Origin of the sequence: Mesorhizobium sp. M0676 (assembly GCF_040320535.1) — a bacterium.
Classification (GTDB): Bacteria; Pseudomonadota; Alphaproteobacteria; order Rhizobiales; family Rhizobiaceae; genus Mesorhizobium.
Genome location: NZ_JAMYPU010000002.1, coordinates 266,510 through 291,508 on the forward strand (window position 1 = coordinate 266,510; position 24,999 = coordinate 291,508).

Here is a 24,999-nt window from a genome sequence, read left to right on the forward strand (position 1 = left end):
TGGCAGACGTCAGCCGGCCTTGCGGATGACCGCTTCGGAGCCTTCGAAGAACCGGTTCGGCGGACGCTTCAGGCCGAGATTCTCGCGCAAGGTGGTGCCCTCATACTCGCGCCGGAAGAGCTTTCGCCGCTGCAGCTCGGGCACCACCTTCTCGGAGAAGTCGTCGAGCCCGGCTGGCAGATAGGGGAACATGACGTTGAAGCCGTCTGACCCTTCGGCAAACAGCCATTCCTCCATCGAATCGGCGATGGTTTTCGGCGTGCCGACGAAAGCAAGGCCGGAATAGCCGCCGAGCCGCTGCGCCAACTGGCGGACGGTCAAATTCTCCCGGCGCGCCAGCTCGATGACGCGCTCGCGGCCGCTCTTCGAGGCATTGGTTTCGGGGATTTCGGGCAAGGGCGCGTCGGGATCAAAGCCGGATGCGTCGTGCCCCAGCGCGATCGATAGCGAGGCAATGCCGCTCTCGTAATAGACCAGGCTGTCGAGCTTGGCGCGTTTGGCCTGTGCTTCCTCGACACTGTCGCCGACGATGACGAAGGCGCCGGGCAGGATCTTGATGTCGTCGCGCGAACGGCCAAGCTTCTCGGCCCTGCCTTTGACATCGGCGAAGAAGCGCTGTCCGGCTGCGAGATCGGAGTGGGCGGCGAAGATCACCTCCGCCGTTTCGGCTGCCAGCTGCCGCCCGGCCTCAGACGCGCCGGCCTGGACGATGACCGGCCAGCCCTGCACGGGGCGCGCAATGTTGAGCGGGCCGCGCACCGAGAGATGCTCACCCTTATGGTCGAGCACATGCAGCCTCGCGGGATCGAAATAGAGCCCGCTCTCGGGGTCGCGGATGAAGGCGTCGTCGGCAAAGCTGTCCCAGAGGCCGGTCACCACATCGTAGAATTCCCGCGCATTGTGATAGCGCTCGTCGTGCTCGACATGCTCGTCGAGGCCGAAGTTCAGCGCGGCGTCGGGATTGGATGTGGTGACGATGTTCCAGCCGGCGCGGCCGCCGCTGATATGGTCGAGCGAGGCGAAGCGGCGGGCAATGTGATAGGGCGCGTCGAAGGTTGTCGATGCGGTGGCGACAAGGCCGATATGATCAGTGACGGCGGCGAGCGCCGACAGCAGCGTGAACGGCTCGAACGAGGTCACCGTGTGGCTGCGCCGTAGCGCCTCGATCGGCATGTTGAGAACGGCCAGATGGTCGGCCATGAAGAAGGCGTCGAACTTCGCCGCCTCAAGCGTCTGCGCGAAGCGCTTCAGATGGGCGAAGTTGAAGTTGGCATCGGGATATGAGCCGGGATAGCGCCAGGCCCCGGTGTGAAGACTGACCGGACGCATGAAGGCGCCGAGCCGCAATTGCTTGTTGTCTGCCATGGGATGATCACCTGATGCGAATGAGCGTTGCCGCTCCGATATGTAAGCAGGATCGGACGGCTTTGTTGTCCTGGAAAGGAATTCTGTTTTGCAAAACCGGCGCCGCGAAGCATTTTCATACAGGTGGCCGTTCAACCTATTTTGATGAACCCGCCTGGTGTTGAGATACTTGCCGAGGTGCTCGGTGCCACCGGCAACGAGAAAGCCAGAACGCCGCACGTCAAGCGTACGGCGTTCCAGCCTTTTCCAAGGTGCATCCTGTGCGCCGGCAGCGCTTACTCGGCGGCCAGGGCAAGTGGCGGCCTGTCATTGTCCTGCACCGCCTCATCAGCTGGCTTCTTGCCTTGCTTCGGCTCGCGGCCGAAGAACAGCGCGTAGCCTGCCGGCAGCACCAGGATGGTGAGTACGGTGGCGACGAGGATGCCGCCCATCATGGCGTAGGCGAGCGGTCCCCAGAACACCGCACGCGAGATCGGGATCAGCGCCAGCACCGCCGTCATCGCCGTCAGCACGATCGGCCGGAAACGGCGCACGGCCGAGCCGATGATGGCCTCCGATCGGTCCATCCCCCTGGCGATGTCCTGATCGATCTGGTCGACCAGGATGATCGAGTTGCGCATGATGATTCCGAGCAGCGCGATGACACCGAGGATGGCGACGAAGCCGAACGGCGCGCCGCTGATCAACAGAGCCGCCGCCGCACCGATGATGCCGAGCGGACCGGTGGCCAGCACGAGCATCGCCTTGCCGAAATGCTGCAGCTGGATCATCAGGAGCACGACGATGACGGCCAGCATGATCGGCGCCTTGGCGGCAATCGAGGCCTGGCTTTCGGCGGAATCTTCCGCACCGCCCTGGATCTCGATCTTGTAGCCGGGCGCCAGGCCGGCGCGCATGCCCTGCATGTCATTGTAGAGCTTGGTGACGACGTCGTTCGACTGCACGCCATCCGGCAGCGTGGCGCGCACCGAGATGGTCGGCAGGCGGTCGCGCCGCCATTCGACGCCCTGCTCGAGCACCGGCACCACCTTGGCCACCTGCGACAGCGGCACGAAGCCGCCGAAATCGGTCGGGATATAGACCGAGTCGACCGAGGACAGCAGGCTGCGGCTGGCGTCCGGTTCGCGGGCGACGATGGAAACCGTCTCCTCGCCATCACGGAAGTCATCGAGCGGCGCGCCGGACATCGCTGCCTGCAGCATCTGGCGGATGCGCTGCGAGGTGACGCCAAGAGCACGGGCGCGGTCCTGGTCGATGATCAGCTTCATCGCCGGTACCGGCTCCAGCCAGTCGTCATGGACGGCGCCGAGCAGCGGATTTTCGGCGAATTTCGCCTTCACCTGGTCGGCGATGCGGCGCACCTCCTGGCGGTCCGGACCCATGATGCGCATCTGCACCGGCCAGCCGGTCGGCGGGCCGAGGAACAGACGGTCGACCTTGGAACGGATCGAGGGGAAATCCTGCGCCAGGATTGAGCGCAGCTTGAGGGTCAGCCGCTCGCGTGCCGGCTCGTCATTGGCCATCACCAGAAGCTGCGCATAGTTCGGATTGCGCAATTGCTGGTCGAGCGGCAGGAAGAAGCGCGGCGCGCCTTCGCCGATATAGGTGGCGATGAAGCGCTTGTCCTTGTCGTCCATCATCCGGGCTTCCAGCGCCTTGGCCTGCGTCTCGACTTCCTTGATCGAGGTTCCCTCAGGCAACCAGAGATCGACGAGGATTTCCGGCCGCGAGGATTGCGGGAAGAAGTTTTGTGGGATGAACTGGAACGCCCACAGGCTGGTGGCGAAGGTGACCAGCGTCATCACCAGAACGATGATGCGGTGGCGCACCGCCCAGAAGACCGTGGCGCGCAGCCGCCGGTAGAAGCCGGTGTCGAAGGCGTCATGATGGTTGCCGGCATGCTTGCGCTGCTTGAGGATCATGTAGCCCAGCCACGGCGTGAAATAGACGGCGACGAACCACGACACGACGAGCGCGATGCCGACAACATAGAACAGCGTGCGCACATATTCGCCTGCGGTCGAGGCGGCGAAGCCGACCGGGATGAAGCCGGCGATGGTGATCAGCGTGCCGCTCAGCATCGGGAAGGCGGTCGAGGAATAGGCGAAGCTCGCCGCCTCGATCTTGACCAGCCCCTCCTCCAGCTTGCGCTCCATCATCTCGACGACGATCATGGCGTCGTCGACCAACAGCCCGAGCGCGATGATCAGGGCGCCGAGCGAAATGCGCTGCAGATCGATGCCGAGCTCGTACATGATGGCGAAGGTGGCGGCCAGCACCAGCGGAATGGCAATGGCGATGACCAGGCCGGAACGCCAGCCGATCGACAGCAGCGAGACAGCAAGCACGATCAGCAGCGCCTCGCCGAGCGCCTCCATGAACTCGTTGACGGCGTCCTTGACAACCTCGGGCTGGTTGGAGATCTGGTCAACCGCAACGCCGTAGGGCAGCGCTTCCTCAAAGCGCTTGTAGGTCGCCTCGACATCCGTGCCGACGTCCCTGACGTTAAAACCCTTGGCCATGACGACGCCGACCTGGACGCTTTCGTGGCCGTTGAAGCGGTACTTGCGCTGATAGGGATCTTCGAGACCGGAACTCACGGTGGCAATATCGCCAAGACGTGTCACCTGACCACCGGCGCGCAGGCGCAATTCCCTGATGTCGGCAGCCCTGGTGACATCGCCCTCGACCGAGATGCGCACCGAGCGCAGGCCGGTGTCGACGGAGCCCGCCGGATCGACATTGTTCTGGCCCTTGATGGCGTTCTGCAGGTCGGTCAGCGTCAGGCCGCGTTCGGCCAGGGCCTTGGACGAGACGTCGATATAAAGCTTCTCCGGCTGGTCGCCGATGATGACGGCCTTCTCGACGCCCGGCGTCGTCAGCAGCATGTCGCGAGCCTGGGTGGCGAATTTCTTCAGCTCCGGATAGCTGTAGCCGTCGCCGCCGATCGAGTGCAGGGTGATGAAGGTGTCGCCGAACTCGTCGTTGAAATAGGGCCCGAGCAGGCCTTGCGGCAGGTCGCCGGAGATGTCGCCAACCTTCTTGCGCACCTGGTAGAAGGCGTCCTTCACCTCCTCTGCATTGGTGTCGCCCTTGATCTGGACGGTGATGATGGCGCTGCCGGCGCGGGTGTAAGAACGGACGAAGTCGAGGTGCGGCGTTTCCTGCAGCTTGCGCTCGATCTTGTTGACGACCTGGTCTTCCATCTCCTGGATCGAGGAGCCCGGCCAGATCGCCTGGACGACCATGACGCGGAAAGTGAAATCGGGGTCTTCCTTCTGGCCCATGCGCATCAGGCCGAGCGCGCCGGCAATGATGATCAGACCGAACAGGAAGCGCGCGATCGAGGGATGGCCGATGGCCCAGCGCGAAAGATTGAAAGGCTGCTTTTCAGTGCTGTCGGTGGTGGTCATCGGCGTCAGTCCAATTCGTTGATCGTGCGCGCATGCGCTTTGCATGCAGCTAGGATATTCCGATGCTGGCTTCCGGGCGGCGAGGCTTTCCGAGCGGAGAGACACTCATCGCGGTGGGACGCGCGGATCGATGCGGGGGAACTCGATCTTGGCGTCTCGACCATCGGGCGCTCGCCGCCCGGAAACCCTGAATTCGCTTGCCCAGCCCTTTCGCCGAAGCGACGATCAAGCCGGCTTCATGCCTGCGGTCAGCGCAGGGCCTTTGCGGCATCGCCTTCCGCAGAGGCGGCCTGGACCGCATCGCCGGTCAGCTTGACTTTGAGATTCTCGGTCATGAACTGGGTGCCGGCGGCAACGACGACATCCCCCGGCTTGAGCCCGTCGGCGACGCTGACGCCGTCGGCGGTGAACTCCGCAACCTTGACCAGGCGCTCGTGCACCGTCTCGCCGGCGCGGTCGACGGTCCAGACAATCTTGCGACCATCCTTTTCCGCAAGCGCGCTAAGCGGGATCGACACCATCTCCTGCTTCTTGGCCACCGAGGCCTCGATGTTGGCGGTCATGCCGAGCAGCACGCGCGGGTCGTCGGGCAGCGAGACGCGGACGGCAAAGGTGCGCGACTGCTGGTCGGCGCTGCCGGCGACTTCACGCACTTTGCCGGAGAGCGCCAGCGCGTCATCGGACCAGAAGCTGGCCTTGACGTCCTTTCCCGGCTTGAAGGCGGCGATGTCCATTTCGGGAACCGCGATCAGCACTTCCTTTTCGCCGTCGACGGCAACGGTCATCACAGGCGTTCCGGCGCCGACCACCTGGCCGACATCGGCCGAGACCGCCGTGACGATGCCGTTCTCGCTCGCCTTGAGATCGGTGTAGACGACCTGGTTCTGCGCCTGGGCAAGGGTAGAGCGGGCGGCATCGCGCGTCGCTACCGCCTGGTTGTAGCTCAGCGTCGCCTGTTCGAGCTGCGACTTGGAGGTGAAGTTCTTGGCAAAAAGCTGTTCGGCGCGCTTGCGGGACAGATCGACCGTCTCGACCTGCCGCTCGGCGGCGTCGAGGCTGGCCTTGGCGCTCTTGACCGACAACTCATAGTCCGTGGGATCGATACGGGCTAGCACATCGCCTGTCGTCACATGCTGGCCGATGTCGACCAGACGCTCAGTGACCTTGCCCGAGATGCGAAAGCCGAGGTTCATTTCGGTACGGGCTCGCACCGAGCCGGAATAGGTGAGTTCGCGACTCTTTTCGGCCTGGCCGATCTCGACCACCTTGACCGGACGGATGATGTCCTGGACCTCGGTCTTCTCCTGGCTGCAGGCGGCGAGCCCGAGCGTGGCGACGATCAGGCCGGCGACCGGCAGCTTGCGGATGATGGAACTGGACAAAGACACTTTCGTACTCCCGACTGGAGATGAACGGTCGACACCGGCGCCCGGCGGGCGGCGGCTGTTACTTCAGAGCCTTGATCGCGTAATCGATGAGATCGTCGGGCATCGCCCGATTGGTCTTGGCAAGGCACTGCGCCACCATTTGCGGGTGGCACAGAATGACGGTGGCGGCGCCGAAGCAGCGCGATGCGATGACCGGATCCTGGTCGGCAAACTCGCCGGCCTCGATGCCCTCGCGGATGACCTCGGCAAACAGGTCGTGAATGCTGTCGATATGCTTGTCGATGACGCCCCAGTCGCGCTCGAGCGCGACGATGACCATTTCGTGGACCTTCTGGTCGTCGAGCATGACTTCCAGTGTCATCTTGTACTGCGCATGCACGTAGCGGCGCAGCCGCTCCTCGGCGCTGATCGGCAACCGGGAAATCTCGTAGGCCATGTTGTAGCTGGCGAGGAGCATGCGGCCGCAGACGGCCTGGTGGATTTCGACCTTGGAGGCGAAGAAACGGTAGATGTTGGCCGGCGACATGCCGAGTTCGCGGGCGATGTCGGCGACATTGGTCTTGCCGTAACCATAGTGCCGGAACAGGCGTTCGGCGCAGTCGAGAATGCGGGTGACATTCTCCTGGCGGGTGGCGTCGGCCATTATGCTGGCGGCTTCGGACATGGCTCTCTGTCGATTAATGAGTGACGAATTTCAACTTTCGTCAGTTGTAAATCGAAAAGAGGGAAGTGTCAATGCGAATTCGACGTACGCGTACAATTTGGTGACAGATGGTGACAGAGGGTGTGCGCGAACTCGACCTTACGTGCCGTTGCGCTCTGGAACTAAGATCCCTTCGCCATTTCCCGCAGCTGAAACTTCTGGATCTTCCCCGTCGATGTCTTCGGGATCTCGGCAAAAATCACCGCCTTCGGCACCTTGAAGCGGGCGAGCAGCGCGCGGCAGTGTTCGATGATCTCGGTCTCGCTTGCCGCCTTGCCGGGCTTCAACTCGACATAGGCGACCGGCACCTCGCCCCATTTGTCGTCTGCCTTGGCGACTACGCCGCAGGACGCCACGGACGGGTGTTTGTAGAGGGCCTCCTCGACCTCGATCGATGAAATGTTCTCGCCGCCGGAGATGATGATGTCCTTGGAGCGGTCCTTGAGCTGGATGTAGCCGTCGGGATGCATGACGCCGAGGTCGCCCGAGTGGAACCAGCCGCCGGCAAAGGCCTCTTCGGTCGCCTTCCTGTTCTTCAGATAGCCCTTCATGACGATGTTGCCGCGAAACATGACCTCACCGATGGTCTCGCCGTCGGCCGGCGTCTTCTGCATCGTCTCCGGGTCCATCACGGTCAGGCCTTCGAGTGCGGCATAGCGCACCCCCTGCCTTGCCTTCTTCTGCGCCTTCGATCCCTTGTCTAGATCGTCCCAGGCGCCGTGCCATTCGTTGACGACCGCCGGGCCATAGGTCTCGGTCAGCCCGTAGAGATGGGTGACGGCAAAGCCGGCATCGGCCATGCCCGACAGCACCGCTTCCGGCGGAGGTGCTGCCGCCGTATTGAAGGTCACCGTCTGGGGGAACGTCCGCTTGTCCTCGTCCCTGGCGTTGATCAGCACCGACATGACGACCGGCGCACCGCACAGATGCGTCACGCCGTGGTCGGCGATGGCATCGTAGATCGGCTTCGGCCGCACCCATCGCAGGCAGACATGGGTGCCGGCCTGGACCGCCATCGTCCACGGAAAGCACCAGCCATTGCAGTGGAACATCGGCAGCGTCCAGAGATAGACGGCGTGCTTGGCCATGCCGGCATGGATGGTGTTGGTGTAGGCCATCAGGGCAGCGCCGCGATGGTGGTAGACGACGCCCTTCGGGTTGCCTGTCGTGCCCGAGGTGTAGTTGAGCGAGATGGCGTCCCATTCGTCGTCGGGCATCGACCAGGCGTAGCCCTCGTCACCGCCGGCGACGAACCCCTCATAGTCGATCGCGCCGATGCGCTCGCCCTTGGGATAGGGTGCATCGATGGCATAGTCGGGATCGTCATAGTCGATGACCAGCGGCTTCACCTTGGTCAGCGCCAGCGCCTGTTTGACGACAGCGGAAAATTCACGATCGACGATCAGCACCTTGGTTTCGGCATGGTCGAGCTGGAAGGCGATGACAGCTGCATCAAGGCGGGTGTTGAGCGAATGCAGCACCGCTTTGGTCATCGGCACGCCGAAATGCGCCTCCAGCATCGGCGGCGTGTTCGACAGCATCACCGTGACGGTATCGCCCTTGCCGATGCCGCGCTTCGACAGCGCCGAGGCGAGCTTCAGCGAGCGCTGCCAGAAGGTGCGATAGGTGATGCGCTGGCTGCCATGGATGATGGCGACATGATCGGGATAGGTGCTTGCCGCCCGCTCCAGATATGTGAGCGGCGTCAGCGGCTGGTGGTTGGCGGCGTTCTTGCCGAGATCGTGCTCGTAGGGACTGCCCATCCCGTGCTCCCCGAATTTTCATTGTTGAGAACTTCTAACCACAGCTTCCCGCCACGTCACCATCGGCGATTCCCGACCGGGCACATTTGGCGCAATGATCGTCCAGATTCGATGGGCAAAGAGGTATCGTATACCCACGCCAGTTTGACTTTTGTCGAGAGCCGTGAATAATGTCAGCCGAGGAGACGGCATGGCGATCCGACCGGCAGAACAGCTTATTCACAAGGCCGCATGGCTCTATTATGCCCATGGCCTGCGCCAGGACCAGGTCGCCAGCCAGCTTAACATTTCCCGCGCCTCGGTCGCCATGTATTTGCGCAAGGCGCGCGAGACCGGCATCGTCAACATCTCGACCTCGACGCAACTGTTCACCGACGACGTGCTGGCGCGCCAGCTCGAGGACGCGCTCAAGCTTGATGCGGTGTGGATCGCGCCGGAGAATGCCTATGTCGTCGACCCTTCGACGGACGTTGCGGTGCTGGCGGCGGGCGTCTTTCTTGAACTGGTCAAGAAGGGCGACCGGATCGGCGTCGCCTGGGGCCGCACAGTCTACACCATCGCCGACGTCATGTCCTATGCCGACCTGCAGGACGTCACCGTTGTGCAGCTCTGCGGCAATCTCGGCGCGCCCTACTCCTACCGTCCCGACCAGTGTACGATGGAGATCGCCCGGCGGCTCAACGCCAAGGGCCTCAATTTCTACGCGCCGCTGGTGCTGACGACGGAATTGCTGGCGCATGGGCTGCGCGCCGAACCGGTGATCCGCGAACAACTGGCCGATATTGCCAACTGCGATCTGGCGCTCTATTCGGTCGGCACTGTCGATGGCGACAGCCATGTCGTCAAATGCGGCGCGCTCAGCCCCGGCGAGATGGGGCTGTTGCGCGAAGCGGGCGCCGCCGGAGTCGTTGCCGGCCAGATCATCGATGCCGCCGGCAAGGCGCTCGACTGCAGCTACAACCGCCGCGTCATCTCGGCCTCGCTGTCGTCACTGCGCCAGATCGAAAAGCGGCTGATGGTGGTGCAGGAAGACAGCAAGTTCGAACCGCTGCTCGCAGCACTCGCCGGCGGACTCTGCACGCATCTGGTCGTCGGCGCCGGCATGGCGCGGCGGCTGCTCGAATATGCCGGAGCCAGCGCGGGGGCAAAAAAGGCTTCCTGACAAACGAAATCCCAGCAGCCGGCGCATTGTCATCAAGGCGTCGCGGCACTCCTGTTCACAGCAACATCAAAGACAGCAAAGCGGACATAGCGACATGAAGAACCTTTGGAATGACGACGACGCGGAAAGACTGGTGGCCGATTATGCGAAAAAGGGCGTGGCCCCCGACCTCGCGTTGCGCGTCTACACCACCCGGCTGCTCGGCGGCGAGCCGCGGCTGGTGCTGCATGGCGGCGGCAACACTTCCTGCAAGACCAAGGTCACAGACCTCGTCGGCGACGAATGGGACGTGCTGTGCGTCAAGGGCAGCGGCTGGGACATGGGCGTCATCGAACCGCAGGGCCTGCCGGCGGTGAAGATGGGCCCGCTCTTGAAGGCGCGCGCGCTGGCCAGCCTCGCCGACGAAGATATGGTGGCGCTGCAGCGCGCAAACCTCATCGATCCCGCCTCGCCCAACCCGTCGGTCGAAACGCTGCTGCACGCCTTCCTGCCGCACAAATTCGTCGACCATACGCATTCGACCGCGATCCTCGCCATCGTCGACCAGGCGGACAGCAAGGCGCTGATCAAGACCGTGTTCGGCGACAAGATGGGATACGTGCCCTATATCAAGCCCGGCTTCGACCTCGCCAAGGTGGCCGCCGATGTCTACGACGCCGACCCCAGCGTCGAAGGCCTGATCCTCGACAAGCATGGCATCTTCACCTTCGGCGACGATGCGAAGCAGGCTTACGACCGCATGATCCACTATGTGAACGTGGCCGAGGACTATGTCGCCAAGCACGGCAAGCCGAAGCCAGCGAAAGCCGCACTGCCGGACAAGCTCGCAACGCCGGCAGCGATCGCGCCGATGCTGCGTGGCGCGGTGGCGGTATCGCGTGGCGAAGGCCGCTTCGATCGCATGATCAGCGACTTTCGCACCTCGGATGCCATTGTCGATTTCATCAATTCGGCCGGCATTGCAGACTATGCCGGACGCGGCGTGTCGACACCCGATCTGTCGATCCGCATCAAGACCGGACCGATGGCGGTTCCGGCGCCAGACGCCGACAAGGCCGGCGACTACAAGGCCGTCATCAAGAGCCATGTCGACGCCTTCGCCAACGACTACCGCGCCTATTTCGAAACCAATGACGCGCTGGACGACGTCCAGCGCACCATGCTCGACCCGATGCCGCGGCTGACGCTGGTGCCGGGCCTCGGCATGTTCGGCCATGGCCGCACGCTGAAGGATGCGAAGATCGCATCTGATGTCGGCGAGATGTGGATAGAGGCGGTGCGCGGCGCCGAGGCCGTCGGCAGTTTCCATCCTCTATCGAAGGCCGATCTCTTCCCGCTGGAGTACTGGTCGCTTGAGCAGGCCAAGCTCGCCTCCAACAAGCCGAAGCCGCTGACCGGCCAGGTGGTGCTGATCACCGGCGGCGCCGGCGCGATCGGTGCTGCGACGGCAAAACTGTTCGCCGCCAATGGCGCGCATGCCGTCGTCGTCGATCTCGATGCGGCCAGGGCGGCCGAGGCGGCAAAGGCAGCCGGCAACAATTCGATCGGCGTCGGCGCCGACATCACCAACCCGGCCGAGCTGCGCGCCGCCTTCGACAAAGCTGTCGCTGTCTATGGCGGCGTCGACATTCTGGTCTCCAACGCCGGTGCCGCCTGGGAAGGCCGCATCGGCGAGCTCGACGATGCCCTGCTGCGCAAGAGTTTCGAGCTCAACTTCTTCGCCCACCAGTCGGCGGCGCAGAACGCGGTGCGCATCATGCTGGAACAGGGCACCGGCGGTGTGTTGTTGTTCAACACCTCCAAGCAGGCGGTCAACCCGGGTCCGAAATTCGGCGCCTATGGTGTGCCGAAGGCGGCGACGCTATTCCTGTCCCGGCAATATGCGCTCGATTACGGCTCGCACGGCATCCGCTCCAATGCGGTCAACGCCGACCGCATCCGCTCCGGCCTGTTGACCGACGCCATGATCGCCAGCCGTTCCGGCGCGCGCGGCGTGTCGGAGAAGGAATACATGTCGGGCAATCTGCTCGGACAGGAGGTGACGGCAGAAGACGTGGCGCAGGCCTTCCTGCACCAAGCATTGGCCGAACGCACCACCGCCGATGTGACGACGGTCGACGGTGGCAACATCGCCGCAGCGCTGCGCTAGACATAGACCTGGAGGTTCATCGTTCACCAAAACGACGAACCGCTCTCCCACCTGAAGGACTCCAGGCGGAGAACTGCTTTTGCAGGTCGTGCTGAAAAACTGCTCGAACTGGTCAAAATCCACTCCAATCCTTGGCCTATTGCTCGACCACTTTAGGGCGCGCCTTGTGTTTCGCATGCGAGCTCCGACCCTGATCCTTGGTGGAGTTGTCGATGGCTGCGAAGAGACTTCGTGTCGGCTTGCTGTTCGGCGGGCGCTCCGCCGAGCATGAGGTGTCGCTGCTTTCGGCAACCAACGTCATAGCCGCGCTGGACCCGGCGAAATACGACGCCGTTCCCATCTTCGTCACCCGCGAAGGCCAATAGCTGCTGAGCAATTCAAGGACGGCGCGCTGGCGACACCGTCTGATGGGACGCAGCTTTGCCTGGCGCCGGGCGGGCATGGGCGGATGCTGGCGATCCCCGCCAAGGGTGCGCCGCACGACCTGCCTGCCATCGAATATGGTGTTCCGGTACTGCACGCCTGCATGGCGAGGACGGCGCGGTGGCTGGTGCGAGTCGGGCGGTCATGATGCAGGGGCAGATTCCTAACAGATATTGTTAGACCTTGTTGGATGCATTATAATGTGGGTATGAAAAACGAACCTATGCGCACCCTCACCATATCCCTCACCGCGCAGCAGATAGCTCGCCTGCAAAGCGCTATCGAAGGTGGCGGTTATGCTTCCAACAGCGAGATTGTCCGCGACGCCCTGCGCTTATGGGAGCAGCGCGAGGAATTGCGCACGCTCGAACTCCAGCACTTGAAGCGGGCCTATGCCGACGGGATGGGCAGCGGCAAGCCAGTGGCTGTCGACCCCACCGAGTTCATCGGCAGCCTGAAGGCAGAACGCCGCGCCCGTGGCTAGCTATAGGCTCACACCGCGCGCTTCGCAGGATTTGCGAGACGTCTGGCACACCATCGCCGCCGACAATGAAAAGGCAGCAGACAGACTGTTGATGCGCATTTTCGAAAGACTGGAGCCGGCGGCGCAGCACCCCAAGATGGGCAGCGCACGGCCCGAGTTAAGCGCAACGGCCCGCGTGCTCGTCGAAGGCCGCTATATCATCATCTACGAGCCGCAGCCCGATGGTGTTATCGCTGTGGCGATTGTCCACGGGATGCGCGATCCAGACCATTGGTTGTAGGCCGGCAGGCTTACGATCAATATGAAAAGAGCGGCCCATGCCGCCCTTCGCATCTATCAGATGTCCGATCCTACTTCGCGTTCGGGTTCGGCATCCAGGCCGGCATGGCGACATCGGCATGGGCGAATTGCGGCAGCTTGGCCGACAGGTCCTCCATGTTCTTGATGTCCTTGTCGATCAGGTCCTTCTGGGTGATCAGCGTCGGCGGCACGATGACGTTGTGGCCGGGGTCCTCGCCGGCGAGCAGCTGCGCCAGCGCGCGCACCGAGACCTGGCCGACGACGGCAGGGTTGGTGGCGGCGGTGGCGGCCCAGGCGCTGTCGGTCTCGCGCATGGCCGCGATGTCCGAGGTAGAGATGTCGGCGGAGTAGATCTTGATCTTCTTGTTCAGCCCCGCCTCGTCGACGGCGATCTTCACACCCTTGGCGAACTCGTCATAGGGCGCGAACATCACATTGATGTCGGGATGCGCCTGCAGCACCGAGCGCGCCTGGTTGGCGACCGAGTTGGCGATCGGGTTGTCGAGCGTGCCGAACATCGCGACTTCCTTGATGCCGGCATGTTTCTTCTTCACGTCGACCCAGGTCTCGTTGCGGCGGTCGAGCGGCGCGATGCCAGCGACATAGACATAGCCGGCGTTCCAGCTCTCGCCATTGTCCTTGACCGCCTGCTCGAGCGCCAGGCGCGCAAGGTCCTTGTCGGACTGTTCGATCTGCGGGATCTTGGGGTTTTCGACATTGACGTCGAAGGCGACGACCTTGATGCCGGCATCGACCGCGCGCTGGGCGGCGTCCTTCATCGATTCCGTCAGCCCGTGCTGGATGATGATGCCCTGCACGCCGAGTGCGATGGCCTGGTCGACCATGTCGGATTGAAGGGCGGCGTCCTGGCGGCTGTCGAGCACACGCAGATCGATGCCGAGCGCCTTGGACTGGGACTCGACGCCCGAGAGATAGGCCTGGAAGAAATCGCCGGTCGAGAGATAGCGCACCAGCGCGATCTTGACGCCGGGCTTGTCGAACGGCGCCGGCTTGTCGGCGGCAAAGGCCGGGACCTGCATCAGCATTGTTGCGCCGGCCAATCCGAGCGCGACCTTCCCCAAAAGTCGTCTTGTGATGTTCACGTTGTTTCCTCCGTTTGTTGAACCCAAAACTGTCCCGGCAGCCATTCTATCTCCTGCCCCGGCCGGAAAGGGCGAAGGTAAAGACAAGGGCGACGACGAGAACCACGCCCTTGACGAAATCCTGCGTGTAGTAAGGCGCGTTCATCATCGTCAGGCCTTGCAGCAGGATGCCGACGAACAGCGCGCCGATGGCGGTGCCGAAGGCGTTCGGCTTGGCGGCGCCGAGCACCGCGTAGCCGATCAGCGCCGCGGCAACCGCATCGAGCAGCAGATTATTACCCGACGCGATGTCACCGCGTCCAAGCCGTGCGGCCAGCAAAATCCCGCCGATCGAGGCAAAAACTCCTGAAATGACGTAGGCCCAGATTTTGTATGCCTTGACAGGCGCGCCGGCGAGTTCGGCGGCCCGTTCATTGCTGCCCACGGCATACATCATGCGGCCGAAGCGTGTGTATTCGAGGAAGAACCAGATCAGCACGGCGAGCACGATCAGCACGACCACCGAGACCGGAATGAGGTTCGGGATGAAGAAGTCGAAGCGGTGGCGGCCGAGCGCCAGGAAGGCGTCGGAGAACTTGCCGTTGGCGACCGAGCCGTCCGGCATTGTCATACCGGTGGCGATGGAGCGTCCTTCAGTCGGGATGCGCTGCAGGCCGACGAGCAGGAACATCATGCCGAGCGTCGCCAGCAGATCGGGCACGCGCATATAGACGATCAGCCAGCCATTGATGAGGCCGACAAGGGCGCCGATGAGCAGGCAGATGAGGACAGCGACGACAACGTTCTGCTCCAGCACCACCATGACATAGGCAGCCGCCATCATGGCCGATGTGGCAACCGAGCCGATCGAGAGATCGAAGCCGCCGACGACCAGTGTGGCGGTGACGCCCAGCGCCAGCACGCCGGTGATGGCGACCGACTGGAAAATGAAGACGGCACTTTGCGGCGAGACGAACCCGTCGGCGGCGATGGCGAAATACGCGATCAGCCCGAACAGAAGCACGATGAACCCGTAGCGGATAGCGTAATCGCGCAGCGTCATTCAGCGCCCGCCGTCAATACCCAACTCAAACCCGTGCACTCCATTCCAACCCTCAGTTCTTCAATCATCGTGGCTCAGGCCGCACTGTGCAACGGCCCGCCCGCGACTTCGGCCAGCAGACGGTCGAGATCGACATCGGCGTTGCGGTGTTCGCCGACGATGGTCTGCTCGGACATCACCAATATGCGATCGGCCGTCTCCAGTGCCTCGTCGAGTTCGGTGACGAACAGCAGCGTGGCGCGGCCATTGGCGCTGGCCCTCAGCTTGGCGGCGATGTCGCGCCTGGCGGAGATATCGACGCCCTGGAACGGTTCGTCGAGAATGAACAATCGGGCGTCCTGCGCCATCCAGCGGGCCACCATCACCTTCTGCTGGTTGCCGCCCGACAGAGTGGTCATCTCGTCCTTCTCCGAGCGGCAGACGATGCCGAGATCCTCGATCTCCCGGCGGGCAATAGTGCGTTCAAGGCCGCGTTTGAGAACTGAAAAGCGCGACATGCGCTTGTGGAAGGGCAGGCTGATGTTTTCCTGGATGTTGAAGCCGCCGACGATGCCGTTTTCGCCACGGTCCTTGGCGACCAGAAACACGCCGGCGGCGATGGCTTCGCCGGTCGACGCGGGCGCATAGGGCTTGCCACATAAAGTCATCGTGCCGGACAGCGGCTTGCGCAGGCCGAACAGCGTCTCGGCGAGCGCCGTCTTGCCGACGCCGACGAGGCCGGTGATGGCAACGACCTCGCCGTCGCCGAGCGTCAGCGAGAATGGCCGGGCACCAGGGGCGATGCGCAAGGCATCGACGGTCAGGATCGGCTTGGCAGAACTCCTGGCTTCGATGCGGTCAAGATGGATCTTGCGGCCGAGCATGGCGTTAACGGCACCCTCATAGTCGAGAGGCTTGCTGTCGAAGACGCCTGAGATGACGCCATCGCGCATCGAGACGATGCGGTCGGCCAGCCGCCTGATATCCGACATGCGATGCGAGATGTAGAGGATGGCGACGCCCTGCTCGCGCAAGCGGTCGAGCAGCGCAAACAGCCGGTCGGCCTCGGCGCTGGACAGCGACGAGGTCGGCTCGTCGAGGATCAGCACTTTCGGCTGGTGCGCCATGGCGCGCGCGATGGCCACCATCTGGCGATCGGCCAGCGACAGGTCGCTGATGCGGGCCTTGAGGTCGATGGCGAGCCCCATGCGGTCGGCCACCGCTTTGGCTTCGCGGCGCACCCGGCCGGGGTTGAACAGCAGCGGCGCGCCCTTGCCGCTCAGCCGGTCGAGCGTCAGATTGGTGGCGACATCGAGATCGGCGACGACGCCGTCATTGATGTTTTGGTGCACGGTAACGACACCGGCGCGGATCGCCTCTGCCGGCGTGTTCGCCGCAAAGTTGCCGCCAGCGAGGTGCATGATGCCGCCCTCATGGTCGTAGACGCCGCTGATGATTTTGACGAGGGTGGACTTGCCGGCGCCGTTGGCGCCCATCAGCACAGTGATCTCACCGGCATGCAATTCGAGCGAGACGCCGCCAAGCACCTCGATATGGCCGAAGGATTTCCTCAGCCCGTCCACGCGGAACACGGCATCATTGCCCATTCGTTCCTCCCTAACGATGACGCTATGGGCTACGTCATCAATTGTCAACTCGATTGACAATTGCCAGTCAGCTTCCTAGCTTGGCCTCACCGCCATCGCTCCACTATGATTGGAGCGAGCAAGCGGGAGGGTTAGGAATGACTGCGAAATTGCCGTTTGAAGCACTGTCGGTGGAGACGCTTGCAACGCGCCTCGGTACGAACGAAGCGCTGTGCGCCAAAATCGGCAAGGGCCCTTGGAAGGTGCGCGAGGTCGGCGACGGCAATCTGAACCTCGTCTTCATCGTCGAGGGCGTGTCGGGTGCGGCCGTGGTTAAGCAGGCCCTGCCCTATGTTCGCCTCGTCGGCGACAGCTGGCCGTTGCCGCTCAAACGCTCCTTCTTCGAGTATCACGCGCTGACGCGGCAAGAGGCGCGCGCGCCGGGCTCGGTGCCGGCGATCCTCCATTTCGACGAAGCCCAGGCGCTGATCATCATGGAATATCTGGCGCCGCCGCACATCATCCTGCGCCGTGCCCTGATCGACGGCCGCGAGTTGCCAAATATCCCCCGCGACATCGGCCTGTTCATGGCCCGCACTTTGTTCCGCGGCTCTGATCTCTCCATGCCCACCAAGGACCGCAAGGCCGACCTGGCGCTGTTTGCCGACAATGTCGAGCTCTGCGGCATCACCGAAGACCTGGTGTTTTCCGACCCATATTTCGATGCCAAGCTGAACCGGCACACCTCGCCGCAGCTCGACGGCCTGGTTGCCGAACTGCGCGCCGACCGCGACCTCAAGGTCGAAGCGCAGCGGCTGAAGCATATCTTCGCCGCCAACGCCGAGACGCTGCTGCATGGCGACCTGCATTCGGGCTCGATCATGGTCACCGACACCGAGACGCGGATGATCGATCCGGAGTTCGCCTTCTACGGTCCGATGGCCTTCGATGTAGGCATGCTGCTCGCCAATTTCTGGATGTCCTACTTCTCGCAGCGCGGCCATGAACAGAAGGGCAAGCGTGACGCCATGCGTGCCTATCTGCTCGGGGTGACCAACGACACCTGGACGGTGTTCCGCGCCGAGTTCTCGCATCTATGGCGCACCGAGCGCACCGGCATGCTTTACCAGAAGAGCCTGTTCGAGGATCAGGGCGACATTCTCGCCTCGGAGCAGGCGCTCGACCATGTGCTGCACCAGATCTGGACTGACCTCTTGGGCTTTGCCGGCATCGAGGTGCACCGGCGCATCCTCGGCCTCGCCCACAATGCCGATTTCGAGACCATCGAGGACGAGGATCTGCGAGCCTCCTGCGAGGCCAAGGCGCTGAAATTCGGCCGTCACATCGCCGTCAACCGGCGCCAGATTCACGGCATGGACGAGGTCAATAATCTGGCCGCTTTGATCGAACGGGAGAGCAGGATTTGAACGTCGGCGAGCGCCACTACCGCACCATCTGGCTGAGCGACGACCAGCGTTCGGTCGAGATCATCGACCAGCGCTGGCTGCCGCACGAGTTCCGGGTCGAGACGATCGGGAGCGTTGCCGGCATCGCCACCGCGATCCGTGACATGTGGGTTCGTGGCGCACCGCTGATCGGCGTCACCGCGGCCTACGGCGTCGCCATCCAGATGGCGGACGATCCGTCTGACGAAGCGCTCGACGCGGTCTGGGAGACGCTGCACAAGACGCGGCCGACTGCGATCAATCTACGCTGGGCACTGGACGAGATGCGGCGGTTCCTCAGGCCGATCGTATTGGGACAGCGCGCGGAGGCGGCCTATAAGCGCGCTGCCGAAATCGCAGACGAGGATGTCGATCTCAATCGCGCCATCGGCGAGAACGGGCTTGCCATCATCAAGGAGATCGCGGCACGCAAGCAGCCGGGCGAGCCGGTCAACATCCTCACCCATTGCAACGCCGGTTGGCTGGCGACGGTCGATTACGGCACCGCCACGTCGCCGATCTATCTCGCCGTCGAGGCCGGCATTCCGGTCCATGTGTATGTCGACGAGACGCGCCCGCGCAACCAGGGCGCCCAGTTGACCGCCTGGGAGATGGCCGGCCAGGGCGTGCCGCACACGCTGATCGTCGACAATGCCGGCGGCCATCTGATGCAGCGTGGCGCGGTCGACATGGTGATCGTGGGCACCGACCGCACCACGGCCAATGGCGACGTCTGCAACAAGATCGGCACCTATCTCAAGGCGCTCGCCGCCTCCGATAATGAGGTGCCCTTCTACGTCGCTCTGCCCTCGCCGACCATCGACTGGACGGTGGGTGATGGCCTGACCGAAATCCCGATCGAGGAACGCTCCGGTGACGAGGTGTCGCTGGTCTGGGGCAAGACGCCGGACGGCAAGATCGCGCAGGTGCGGGTTTCGCCCGAAGCGACGCCGGCGGCAAATCCGGCATTTGACGTGACGCCGGCACGGCTGGTGACGGGGCTGATCACCGAGCGCGGTGTGGCCAAGGCTTCGCGCGAAGGATTGAAGGCGATGTTCCCCGAACGCGGATAATCTCCCCCTTGAGGGTCCCTTGAGGGGGAGATGTCGCCAAAGGCGACAGAGGGGGTCGGCGCGTCCTGACGCGAACTCCCAGCACCGACAGATGACGCTAGCGCTCCAGTCGAACCGACCCCCTCTGGCCTGCCGGCCATCTCCCCCTCAATGGGGGAGATTAGCGCCTCACCGGCTGGCTACCGGATTTCAGCCCTGCAACAAGAATTGCGGCCCCGATGGCCGCTGACGGTTGCGGTTCTGGCGAAATCCGGCCAGAAGCATCTAGGCCGGCAACCGGCCGGCCCGCGACGTTGCGCGTGAAACCAGATACGGGAGACTATTGGGTGGCTCGCATAACACTGAGACAATTGCTCGATCACGCCGCCGAGTACGGCTACGGCGTACCCGCTTTCAACATGAACAATATGGAACAGGGCCTCGCCATTATGGAGGCGGCCGAGGAGACCAAGTCGCCGGTCATCCTGCAGGCAAGCCGCGGCGCCCGCGCCTACGCCAATGACGTGGTGCTGGCCAAGCTGATCGACGCGCTGGTCGAAATCCACCCCGACATCCCGGTCTGCATGCATCTCGACCATGGCAACAACGAAGCCACCTGCGTCACCGCCATCCAGTACGGCTTCACCTCGGTGATGATGGACGGCTCGCTGAAAGAGGACGGCAAGACGCCGGCCGACTATGCCTACAATTCCGGCATCACCCGGCGCGTCGTCGACATGGCGCATTGGGGCGGCGTGTCGGTGGAAGGCGAGATCGGTGTGCTCGGTTCGCTTGAGAGCGGCGGCGGCGAGCAGGAAGACGGCCACGGCGTCGAAGGCGCCATCAGCCACGACCAGCTCTTGACCGACCCAGTGCAGGCGGTCGAATTCGTCAAGGACACCCATGTCGATGCGCTGGCTGTCGCCATGGGCACCAGCCACGGCGCCTACAAATTCTCGCGCAAGCCGGACGGCGCGGTGCTGGCGATGAATGTCATCGAGGAAATCCACCGCCGCCTGCCCAACATGCATCTGGTCATGCACGGCTCGTCCTCGGTGCCCGAGGACCTGCAGGAGATCATCAACAAATATGGCGGCCAGATGAAGCCGACCTGGGGCGTGCCGGTGGAAGAGATCCAGCGCGGCATCAAGCACGGCGTGCGCAAGATCAACATCGACACCGACAACCGCATGGCGCTGACCGGCGCCATCCGCAAGGTGCTGACCGAAAACCCGAGCGAGTTCGATCCGCGCAAATATCTGACGCCGGCGATGGCGGCGATGCGCAAGCTGTGCAAGGAGCGCTTCGAGCAGTTCGGCACCGCCGGCAATGCCCAGAAGATCAAGCCGCTGCCGGTAGCCGAGATGGCCAAGCGGTACAAGTCGGGCAGCCTTGATCCGAAGTTTGGGTGAAGTACCTGGCGCCTCTTCCTTCTCCCCTTGTGGGGAAGAAAGAAGAGCTCTTGACATAAAAAAGGCCGGGCGCGAAAGCGGCCCGGCCAAAAGAAGGTCAAGAACCTTCAGAGGGGAACACCGCTCGGTGGAATGGGAGGAAACCGCCGAACGATAATTCCTATATGCGCGTATTCGCGGCAGATGGCGACGAACGGCTTTCTAAAACAACGCGAGATTCGGAAATTTCGTTCTCGTTTTGAAAGATTTCAGCCGGTGAGGCGTCGGTTTCCAGAAGATCGGCATAGTGCCGGCGCGCCACGTCGGGATGCGAGCGCAGGCGGCTCTTCAGCACATTGGTGCCGACATTGCGAAACAGCGGGTTGTCGGGGTCGCTGGCCGGCCCGCGCGCCTCGGCCGCCAGATTCTCGGGCAGGTGGAGCAGCGGAATCGTGGCGTCGAGCCGGGCGCTGAAGAAGAACGGGACCGAGACGCGCTCGACGCCGGCTGGCGGTGTCACCACACGGTGGACTGTCGCCCGGAGATAGCCGTTCGACGCCAGTTCGAGCAGTTCGCCGATGTTGACCACCAGCGTGTCGGGCAGCGGATCGACGTCGACCCAGGCACCGTCATATTCGACCTGCAGGCCCTTGCTCTCGTCCTGCAGCAGAAGCGTCAGGAAACCGCCATCCTTGTGCGCGCCGACGCCCTGGTTGTCGCCGGTGGCGTCGCGGCCGGGGTAGCGCACGATCTTCATGCGGTGGTTGGGCTCGGCCCGGTAGATCGGATCGAAGGCATCCTCGGTCTGGTCGAGCGACAAAGCGAAGGCCCTGAGCAGCCGGATCGCTACCGCTGTCGCCTTGGTCTGCCATGCCAGCAGAGCCGGCTTCAGCTCGGGCAGTGCCCCCGGCCACTGGTTCGGCCCTTGCAGCCGCGTCCAGGCGGGCACGCCGGGGCCTTGTTCGATGGCCGGGCGTTCGACGCCGATGTCGAGCTGTTCGCGCCAGTCGGCCTTGCCTTTGGTCAGCTCGCCGCCGGCGCGCGTGTAGCCGCGGAACTGCGAGGACTTCACCATTTCGATCGCCAGTTTGTCGGCTTCCGGCAAGGCAAAGAACCGGCGCGAGGCGTCGAGCACTTCTGCGGTATCCGTAGCCGATATGCCGTGGCCGGTCAAATAGAAGAAGCCGACATCGCGCGCGGCCGTGCGCAGGTCGAAGAGAAACGTTCGCCGTTCCGAAGCGCCCTGTTCGAGGCGGCCGAGATCAAGCACGGGTACGATCCTGGGCATGGTCAAGCTCCTTGTTCCGCTGTCACGGTGGCACGCAGGCCGGTCCGATCAAAGCAACGCGCAATCCAATCTCGGCGCCGATGGAGAAAGCCGGCGCTGCGTTTGGCAGCCTGCCGGCAAATAACGTTCGTGGCCGCTTATCCGCGCCGGTCCAGCCTGGCGACCAGCCGGTCGCCGACCCACTGGATGCCGCAAACGAGGATGATCAGCACAATGACCACGGCGACCATGACGCTGGTCTCAAAACGCTGGTAGCCGTAGCGGATGGCGAGGTCGCCAAGCCCGCCGGCACCGATGGCGCCGGCCATGGCCGAGGCGCCGATCAGCGTTACCAGCGTCACCGTGAAACCAGCAACGATGCCGGGCAAAGCTTCGGGCACCAGCACCTCGCGGATGATCGTCCAGCGGTTGCCGCCCATGGCGCGCGCCGCCTCGATCAGGCCGCGATCGACCTCGCGCAGCGACACTTCGGCGATGCGGGCATAGTAGGGCGTCGCCGCAATCGACAACGGCACGATCGCCGCCCAGGTGCCGATCGAGGTGCCGACGATCAGCCGCGTCACCGGGATCAGCGCCACCAGAAGGATGATGAAAGGCACCGAGCGGAAGCCGTTGATGACGGCGCCGAGCGCGCGGTTCACCCACAGGCTTTCGGCAATGCCGCCGCGCTCGGTGGCAATCAATGCCAGGCCGAGCGGCAGCCCGAAGACGAGCGAGATGAGGCCCGATGCCGCCGTCATCAGGACCGTCTCCCAGATCGAGCGCAGCAGAAGTTCAAACAGAACCGGCGACATGGCCAAGCACCTCCACCCGTGCGTCGCGGGCCTTCAGGAATGCGATTACTTTCGACAGATGTTTCGGATCGTTGCCCGCGACCGCAAGGAACAGCGTGCCGACCGGCTGCTGCTGGACATGGTCGATGCCACCATGGACGAGGCGGAACGGCCCCGGCACCGCCACCGCAAGATCGGACAGCAGCGGACCGCGCGCGGCCTCACCTGCGACGTCGACCCTGAGGATGAGCTCGGCGCCGCCTCCGGGAGCAAGCCGGCCGGCAATCTCGGCCGGCAGTTGCGGGCGGATGCCGCCGAGCAGGCTCCTGGTGATTTCGGAACGCGGCTCGGCAAAGACCGACCACACCGGGCCTTGCTCGACGATGCGCCCGGCATCGATCACCGCGACGCGGTCGGCGATCGAGCGGATCACCTCCATCTCGTGGGTGATGAGCAGGATGGTCAGGCCGAGCTGCCGGTTGATGTCTTTCAGCAAGGCCAGGATGGAGCGCGTCGTCTCCGGATCGAGCGCTGAGGTCGCCTCGTCGGACAGCAGCAGCGCTGGCCGCGCGGCCAGCGCCCTGGCGATGCCGACGCGCTGCTTCTGGCCGCCCGACAGCGAGGACGGATAGGCCTTCGCCTTCTCCGACAGGCCGACGAGGTGGAGCAATTCGGCGGCGCGCGCCAGCCGTTCGGCCTTTGGGCGGCCCTCGATCTTCAGCGGCAGCGCGACATTGTCCTCCGCGGTCTTGGCCGACAGCAGATTGAAGTGCTGGAAGATCATGCCGATGCGACGCCGCAGCGGCTGCAATTCACGCTCGCCGAGCCGGCCGATCTCGCGGCCCTCGATGAAGACGTCGCCGGAGTCCGGCCGCTCCAGCCCGTTGAGGCAGCGGATCAGCGTCGACTTGCCGGCTCCGCTGCGGCCGATGATGCCGAGGATCTCGCCCTTCTTCACCGTCAGCGAGACGCCGTCGAGCGCAGGCGTCGCGCCAAAGCGGCGCTTGAGGTCGACGAGGCGTACGACATCTTCTTGCCCGGCCGATATATTGACCGGACCGGATGCCTCGGCCGTGACGTGCTGGTTCATCTCACTGTCCGTTTCAACGCTCGACAAATGCGACAGCGGCCCGCTCAACAGCGGGCCGCCTGCTCCTGACAACCAGGCGCCAATCAATAGGCGCTGATCCCGGTGCCCTTGTAGACCTTGTCGAACTCGGCCTTGACCGCCTCGTTCTGGTAGGACGCGACCAGCGTCTTCACCCACGCCTCGTTCTCGTTGCCGGATTTCACGGCGATGAAGTTGCGGTAGGGGTTGTCGGCCACTGGCTCCTGGGCGATGCGGTTGTCCGGGCCGAGACCGCTCTTCAGCGCCCAGTCGGTGTTGACGACAGCCGCGTCGAGATCCTCGACCGAGCGGCCGACAATGCCGGCGTCCAGTTCCTTGATGACGACCTTCTTAGGGTTCTCGGCAATGTCGGCGGTGGTCGCCAGGATGCCGGTGCCGTCCTTCAGCTTGATCACGCCTTCGTTCTGCAGAACGCGCAACGCGCGGCCCTCATTCGAGGGGTCGTTGGGCAAGCCGATGACGGCGCCTTCGGGCAGGTCGGCAACCTTGGTGTATTTCTTGGAGTAGAGGCCGATCGGCCAGACGCCGGTGTAGCCGACGCGCACGATGTGGTACCCTTGGGTCTTGATCTGGTTGTCGAGATAGGGCTGGTGCTGGAAGGCGTTGGCGTCGATCTCGCCGCGCTCGAGCGCCTCGTTGGGCTGGGTGTAGTCGTTGAACACCACGGTCTCGACGGTCAGGCCTTTTTCGGCGGCCTGGGCGACGACGACGCGCCAGACATCCTCATCCTCGCCGCTGATGATGCCGACCTTGATAGACTTCTTGTCCTCGGCGAAGGACGGCGTCGGCTGAGCCAGACCGGCAAGCGTGACGGCCGAGGCAAAAAGTGCCGCAAGGGCAGCTCGCCGGCTGATGGCTGAAAAAAGAAGAGAGCTGGAAGCGTTTCCGCGTTCGGACATTGTCGATCCCTCGTAATCCTGAAGTCATTGCGGCGAGGTGGAATACCAAGCCTTGACGACATCATCGGCAATGCTGCTTGCCGGATCAAAGAACCGCATTTCTTCTCAAACACGAAGCCGGGAATATTCTCTCAAAGATTTCGCAATTGCGAGAACGGTCAC

The 24,999-nt window shown here is 63.6% G+C and carries 19 protein-coding genes and 1 pseudogene; 8 read left to right on the forward strand and 12 right to left on the reverse strand.

Annotated elements, in window-relative coordinates; all coding sequences use genetic code 11:
- Positions 1-9 precede the first annotated feature (9 nt).
- The 5 genes from NKI35_RS03340 to NKI35_RS03360 form a co-directional block, all read right to left on the reverse strand.
- Positions 10-1,365 (reverse strand): LLM class flavin-dependent oxidoreductase, encoded by a 1,356-nt coding sequence (locus NKI35_RS03340; protein WP_352738542.1) that lies wholly within the window; start codon positions 1,363-1,365, stop codon positions 10-12.
- Between the two features lie 275 nt (positions 1,366-1,640).
- Entirely contained in the window at positions 1,641-4,778 is a 3,138-nt protein-coding gene (locus NKI35_RS03345; RefSeq protein WP_352738544.1) for an efflux RND transporter permease subunit, read from the reverse strand.
- 248 nt (positions 4,779-5,026) lie between these two features.
- Positions 5,027-6,166, reverse strand: coding sequence for an efflux RND transporter periplasmic adaptor subunit (locus NKI35_RS03350; RefSeq protein ID WP_023692166.1), 1,140 nt, complete (start codon positions 6,164-6,166; stop codon positions 5,027-5,029).
- A 58-nt stretch (positions 6,167-6,224) separates the two neighbouring features.
- Positions 6,225-6,830: a TetR/AcrR family transcriptional regulator gene (locus tag NKI35_RS03355; RefSeq protein ID WP_286461551.1), complete on the reverse strand. Its 606-nt coding sequence runs from the start codon at positions 6,828-6,830 to the stop codon at positions 6,225-6,227.
- Positions 6,831-6,991: 161 nt separating this feature from the next.
- A complete protein-coding gene (locus tag NKI35_RS03360) occupies positions 6,992-8,632 on the reverse strand; it encodes an acyl-CoA synthetase (protein WP_352738547.1) in 1,641 nt (546 codons plus the stop codon).
- A gap of 190 nt (positions 8,633-8,822) precedes the next feature.
- Here NKI35_RS03360 and NKI35_RS03365 point away from each other — a divergent pair, with 190 nt between their 5' ends.
- The 5 genes and pseudogenes from NKI35_RS03365 (at position 8,823) to NKI35_RS03385 (ending at position 13,130) form a co-directional block, all read left to right on the forward strand.
- On the forward strand, positions 8,823-9,794 hold the full coding sequence (locus NKI35_RS03365) for a sugar-binding transcriptional regulator (protein WP_023701517.1): 972 nt from the start codon (positions 8,823-8,825) through the stop codon (positions 9,792-9,794).
- Between the two features lie 94 nt (positions 9,795-9,888).
- Complete coding sequence (locus NKI35_RS03370; protein ID WP_352738549.1) at positions 9,889-11,943, forward strand: bifunctional aldolase/short-chain dehydrogenase; 2,055 nt, start codon at positions 9,889-9,891, stop codon at positions 11,941-11,943.
- A 212-nt stretch (positions 11,944-12,155) separates the two neighbouring features.
- A pseudogene (locus NKI35_RS03375) lies at positions 12,156-12,501 on the forward strand (D-alanine--D-alanine ligase A); the annotation flags it as partial.
- An 88-nt stretch (positions 12,502-12,589) separates the two neighbouring features.
- Positions 12,590-12,850 carry a ribbon-helix-helix domain-containing protein gene (locus tag NKI35_RS03380; protein WP_023692171.1) on the forward strand — a complete coding sequence of 87 codons (261 nt, stop codon included), beginning with the start codon at positions 12,590-12,592 and terminating at the stop codon, positions 12,848-12,850.
- Complete coding sequence (locus NKI35_RS03385; protein WP_352738551.1) at positions 12,843-13,130, forward strand: type II toxin-antitoxin system RelE/ParE family toxin; 288 nt, start codon at positions 12,843-12,845, stop codon at positions 13,128-13,130. The genes NKI35_RS03380 and NKI35_RS03385 overlap by 8 nt, the downstream gene beginning before the upstream one ends.
- A gap of 70 nt (positions 13,131-13,200) precedes the next feature.
- Here the strand turns inward: NKI35_RS03385 and NKI35_RS03390 are convergent, their stop codons facing one another.
- From NKI35_RS03390 to NKI35_RS03400, 3 genes are all read right to left on the reverse strand, one after another.
- A complete protein-coding gene (locus NKI35_RS03390) occupies positions 13,201-14,253 on the reverse strand; it encodes a substrate-binding domain-containing protein (protein ID WP_023692173.1) in 1,053 nt (350 codons plus the stop codon).
- A 46-nt stretch (positions 14,254-14,299) separates the two neighbouring features.
- Entirely contained in the window at positions 14,300-15,295 is a 996-nt protein-coding gene (locus NKI35_RS03395) for an ABC transporter permease (protein ID WP_023668572.1), read from the reverse strand.
- Positions 15,296-15,369: 74 nt separating this feature from the next.
- Positions 15,370-16,881, reverse strand: coding sequence for a sugar ABC transporter ATP-binding protein (locus tag NKI35_RS03400; protein ID WP_352738553.1), 1,512 nt, complete (start codon positions 16,879-16,881; stop codon positions 15,370-15,372).
- Positions 16,882-17,018: 137 nt separating this feature from the next.
- On the opposite strand from NKI35_RS03400, the gene mtnK reads away from it, so the two are divergent.
- From mtnK to fba, 3 genes are all read left to right on the forward strand, one after another.
- Positions 17,019-18,287: an S-methyl-5-thioribose kinase gene (mtnK, locus tag NKI35_RS03405; RefSeq protein ID WP_352498078.1), complete on the forward strand. Its 1,269-nt coding sequence runs from the start codon at positions 17,019-17,021 to the stop codon at positions 18,285-18,287.
- Positions 18,284-19,378: an S-methyl-5-thioribose-1-phosphate isomerase gene (gene mtnA, locus NKI35_RS03410; protein ID WP_352738556.1), complete on the forward strand. Its 1,095-nt coding sequence runs from the start codon at positions 18,284-18,286 to the stop codon at positions 19,376-19,378. The genes mtnK and mtnA overlap by 4 nt, the downstream gene beginning before the upstream one ends.
- A 326-nt stretch (positions 19,379-19,704) precedes the next feature.
- Entirely contained in the window at positions 19,705-20,769 is a 1,065-nt protein-coding gene (fba, locus tag NKI35_RS03415; RefSeq protein WP_023729260.1) for a class II fructose-bisphosphate aldolase, read from the forward strand.
- 160 nt (positions 20,770-20,929) lie between these two features.
- Here fba and NKI35_RS03420 read toward each other — a convergent pair whose 3' ends face one another.
- The 4 genes from NKI35_RS03420 to NKI35_RS03435 form a co-directional block, all read right to left on the reverse strand.
- On the reverse strand, positions 20,930-22,036 hold the full coding sequence (locus tag NKI35_RS03420) for an isopenicillin N synthase family dioxygenase (RefSeq protein WP_352738558.1): 1,107 nt from the start codon (positions 22,034-22,036) through the stop codon (positions 20,930-20,932).
- A 137-nt stretch (positions 22,037-22,173) separates the two neighbouring features.
- Positions 22,174-22,830 carry a methionine ABC transporter permease gene (locus NKI35_RS03425; protein ID WP_023668578.1) on the reverse strand — a complete coding sequence of 219 codons (657 nt, stop codon included), beginning with the start codon at positions 22,828-22,830 and terminating at the stop codon, positions 22,174-22,176.
- The gene (locus NKI35_RS03430; protein ID WP_023735630.1) at positions 22,811-23,899 is read right to left on the reverse strand and encodes a methionine ABC transporter ATP-binding protein; all 1,089 of its coding nucleotides are present in this window, start codon (positions 23,897-23,899) and stop codon (positions 22,811-22,813) included. The genes NKI35_RS03425 and NKI35_RS03430 overlap by 20 nt, the downstream gene beginning before the upstream one ends.
- An 83-nt stretch (positions 23,900-23,982) precedes the next feature.
- Positions 23,983-24,837: a MetQ/NlpA family lipoprotein gene (locus NKI35_RS03435; RefSeq protein ID WP_023668580.1), complete on the reverse strand. Its 855-nt coding sequence runs from the start codon at positions 24,835-24,837 to the stop codon at positions 23,983-23,985.
- Positions 24,838-24,999 lie beyond the last annotated feature (162 nt).